The organism is Nocardioides sp. NPDC057577, from assembly GCF_042801335.1.
Taxonomy (GTDB): Bacteria; Actinomycetota; Actinomycetes; order Propionibacteriales; family Nocardioidaceae; genus Nocardioides.
Map to the genome: position 1 here is coordinate 1 of NZ_JBHVGB010000286.1, position 4,134 is coordinate 4,134.

Genomic DNA, 4,134 nt, shown 5'->3' on the forward strand with positions numbered 1-4,134 from the left:
ATCTCTCCACCCTGCAAGGAATGATCCGTGCCATGAGACTCGCGCTTCGCGACATCACCAAGCGCTTCGGCTCCCTGGTCGCCAACGACCACATCTCCCTGACCGTCGAGCCGGGTGAGATCCACTGCCTCCTCGGTGAGAACGGCGCGGGCAAGTCCACGCTGATGAACGTGCTCTACGGCCTCTACCAGGCCGACGAGGGCGAGATCGTCATCGATGACGAGCCGCAGCGCTTCAAGGGTCCCGGCGACGCGATGGCCGCCGGCATCGGCATGGTGCACCAGCACTTCATGCTCATCCCGGTCTTCACCGTCGCCGAGAACGTCATGCTCGGTCATGAGGCCACCGGGTTCGCCGGCAGCCTCGACCTCGATGCCGCCCGCAAGCGGGTCAGGGAGATCTCCGACCGCTTCGGCTTCCACGTGGACCCCGACGCGCTCGTCGAGGATCTCCCCGTCGGCGTGCAGCAGCGGGTCGAGATCATCAAGGCGCTCTCGCGCGATGCCGAGGTGCTCGTCTTCGACGAGCCGACCGCTGTGCTGACACCCCAGGAGACCGACGAGCTGATGGCGATCATGCGCCAGCTCAAGGAGTCGGGCACGGGCATCGTGTTCATCACCCACAAGCTGCGCGAGGTGCGCGAGGTGGCCGACCGGATCACGGTCATCCGCCGCGGCACGGTCGTCGGCGAGGCCTCCCCGGAGGCGTCCAACGCCGAGCTCGCGGCCCTGATGGTCGGGCGCCCGGTCGAGCTCAAGGTGCACAAGGACCCGGCGCAGCCGGGCGAGCGCGCACTCGTCGTCTCCGACCTCACGGTGACCGACGAGGACGGGCGTATCCACGTCGACTCGATCAGCTTCCACATCGACGCCGGTGAGATCCTGGCCGTCGCCGGGGTGCAGGGCAACGGCCAGACCGAGCTCACCGAGGCGATGGTGGGCCTGGCCCCGCACGTCGAGGGATCGATCAGTCTCGACGGCCGCGAGATCGTGGGCCGCTCGGTCCGCAAGGCGCTCGAGGCGGGGATCGGGTTCATCCCCGAGGACCGCCAGGTCGACGGCCTGGTCAGCAACTTCACCATCTCCGAGAACCTCATGCTCAACCGCAGCTATGACGAGCCCTTCGTCTCGCGCGGTTCGCTGAACCTGAAGAGGCTCGACACCTTCGCCAAGGAGAAGCTGGCCGAGTACGACGTACGCGCCCCCGGGGTCTCGACCCTGGCCGGGCAGCTGTCGGGCGGCAACCAGCAGAAGGTCGTCGTCGCCCGAGAACTCTCACGTGACCTGCGGCTTCTCGTCGCGGCACAACCGACGCGCGGCGTCGATGTCGGGTCGATCGAGTTCATCCACCAGCAGATCGTGGCCGCGCGCGACACCGGTGTCCCGGTGCTCGTGGTCTCCACCGAGCTCGACGAGATCGCCGCCCTCGCCGACCGGATCATGGTCCTCTACCGCGGACGGGTCGTCGGCATCGTGCCCGCCGACACCTCCCGCGACACCCTCGGCCTGATGATGGCCGGCGAGTCTCCTGAAGGGAACGAGTCGTGAGTGAGAAGGGGCCGGAGAACGAGCCGGCCGAGACGACGGAGCCGACCGAACCTACTGAGCCGACCGAGCTGACTGAGGCGGCCGATGCGGTGAAGGCGTCCTCCGACGCCGACCGGGTGCCCGAGGCGAGCCGTTGGCACCTGGCGATGCGCGAGATCACCACGGGCAACGCGCTGGTCGCGGTGCTCTCGGTGGTGCTCGCGATGTTCGTCGGGTCGCTGATGATCCTCTTCACCGACGAGGACGTCCGCTACGGGCTCTCCTACTTCTTCGCCCGCCCCTCCGACACGTTCGTCTACGCGTGGGAGGCCATCTCGGGGGCGTACGTCTCGCTGTGGCGGGGTGCGGTCTACAACGACCTGGGCGGCACGTTCACCCAGCAGATCAAGCCGATCACCGAGACGATGAAGTTCGCCGCGCCGCTGACGCTGGCCGGGCTCGGCATCGGCCTGACCTTCCGCGCCGGGCTCTTCAACATCGGCGGCCGTGGTCAGATGCTGCTCGGCGGCGCCGCGGCCGCGTTCGTGGCGGTCAGGCTCGACCTGCCGATGATCGTGCACCTGCCGCTGGCGATCCTCGTCGGTGCGCTGGTCGCCGCCCTGTGGGGCGGGATCGCCGGCCTCCTCAAGGCGCTCACCGGTGCCCACGAGGTGATCGTGACGATCATGCTCAACTACATCGGCTACTACCTGGTCTTCTACGCGCTGACCCGCAAGTCGCTGCTCCAGGCGCCCGGGTCGGGCAACCCCAAGTCCTCGCCGATGCCGGAGTCGGCGATCCTGCCGGACCTCCTCGGGCAGCAGTTCAACCTGCATGCCGGGTTCCTGCTCGCGGTGCTGGCGACGTTCCTGGTCTGGTGGATCCTCAATCGCTCCTCGCTCGGCTACCGGTTCCGCGCGGTCGGCGAGAACCCCTCGGCCGCAAAGGCTGCCGGCATCAACGTCGGGGTCGCCTACCTCAGCGCGTTCCTGATCTCCGGCGCCCTGGTCGGGCTGGCCGGGGTCAACCAGGTGCTCGGCTCGGTGACCGACGGCGCGACCAGCGGCCTCGATGCCGGGATCGGCTTCGACGCGATCACCGTCGCGCTGCTGGGCCGCTCGCGCCCGTTCGGCATCCTGGCCGCCGGGCTCCTGTTCGGCGCGTTCAAGTCCGGCGGCTTCTTCATGCAGGCCTCCGAAGGCATCCCGGTCGACATCGTGCTGGTCATCCAGTCCCTGATCGTCCTGTTCCTCGCCGCGCCACCTCTGGTGAAGGCAATCTTCCGACTCCCCACTAAGGAGGCCTGAGGACCGTGTCTACCGTCGATCTTCCGGTCAACTCCGACGCTCCAGTCGTCGCCGAGCGCATCCCGGGCTTGTGGAAAACGCCCATCGTCATGGCGGTGTTCACCGTGCTGGTGGCGCTGCTGGTCATCCTGGCTCCTCGCACCGGCGACTCCACCTTCAGGTGGAGCCGTGACGGTGACTGGTTCGCCATCCCCGACATCACGCTGCCGGCCAACGCCGTCGTGTGGACGGCCGTGGTGCTGTGCCTGCTGTGCACGGCGTACGCAGCATGGAACGCTCACGTCGGCCGCAAGACTCCCCTGGTGCTGGTCGCCGCCTTCGCCGTCATCGCGGTGTCCGGGTTCCTGGCCTGGGCGGTCGCCGGCAAGACGCTTCCCGTGGTCGGCCTGCTCGCCGGCGCGCTGGCGCTCGCGGTGCCGCTCGTGTTCGGTGCTCTCGGCGGCGTACTCGGTGAGCGGTCGGGCGTCGTCAACATCGCCATCGACGGCCAGCTGCTCTTCGGCGCCTTCGGCGCCGCGATCGTCGCCTCCCTCACCGGCAGTCCCTGGGCCGGCCTGGTGGCAGCGATGGTCGCGGGGATGCTGGTCGCGCTGCTCCTGGGCCTCTTCGCGATCACCTACTGGGTCGAACAGGTCATCGTCGGTGTCGTCCTCAACGTGCTCGTGATCGGCTTCACCAGCTTCATGTTCTCCCAGGTCCTCTCGGAGAACGCCGCGGCGCTCAACAACCCACCCCACTTCCCGCGCCTGGAGATTCCGCTGCTGTCCGGCATTCCGGTGCTCGGCCCGATCTTCTTCCGCCAGACGGTGCTGGTCTACATCATGTACGCCGCCGTCTTCCTCATCGCCTGGGCCCTGTACCGGTCCAAGTGGGGCCTGCGCGTGCGCGCGGTCGGCGAGCACCCGAAGGCGGCGGACACCGTCGGCATCAACGTGATCGCCACCCGCTACCGCACCGTGATCCTGGCCGGCGCGATCGCGGGCATCGGCGGGGCCACCTACACGCTCGTCTCGGTGCCGTCCTTCGGTCGAGAGATGACCGGCGGCGCGGGCTATATCGCGCTGGCCGCGGTGATCTTCGGCAAGTGGGACCCGATCAAGGCGACCCTGGCGGCGCTGCTCTTCGGCTTCGCGTCCAACGTCGAGTCCGTGCTCTCGGTGATCGGCTCTCCGGTGCCGTCGCAGTTCATGCTGATGCTGCCGTACGTCGTGACGATCTTCGCCGTCGCCGGCCTCGTCGGGCACTCACGTGCCCCGGCCGCCGACGGGGTGCCGTACCGAAAGGGCTAGCCGGGCTAGCCC

3 protein-coding genes are annotated in these 4,134 nt (G+C 68.5%); all 3 read left to right on the forward strand.

The features are described 5' to 3' along the window. Positions 1 to 32: 32 nt before the first annotated feature. Genes ACFU7D_RS28940 through ACFU7D_RS28950 form a run of 3 tightly spaced genes read left to right on the forward strand, consistent with a single transcriptional unit; the run spans position 33 to position 4,122 of the window. A complete protein-coding gene (locus tag ACFU7D_RS28940; protein ID WP_378727458.1) occupies positions 33 to 1,547 on the forward strand; it encodes an ABC transporter ATP-binding protein in 1,515 nt (504 codons plus the stop codon). Then, the gene (locus ACFU7D_RS28945) at positions 1,544 to 2,833 is read left to right on the forward strand and encodes an ABC transporter permease (RefSeq protein ID WP_378873794.1); all 1,290 of its coding nucleotides are present in this window, start codon (positions 1,544 to 1,546) and stop codon (positions 2,831 to 2,833) included. Before ACFU7D_RS28940 ends, ACFU7D_RS28945 begins: the two co-directional genes overlap by 4 nt. Positions 2,834 to 2,838: 5 nt before the next feature. After that, entirely contained in the window at positions 2,839 to 4,122 is a 1,284-nt protein-coding gene (locus ACFU7D_RS28950; protein ID WP_378873797.1) for an ABC transporter permease, read from the forward strand. Positions 4,123 to 4,134: the final 12 nt, after the last annotated feature.

Bases quoted from the DNA above. Each gene is read 5' to 3' on its own strand.
- ACFU7D_RS28940 (WP_378727458.1), top strand. From the start codon at position 33: ATGAGACTCGCGCTTCGCGACATCACCAAGCGCTTCGGCTCCCTGGTC.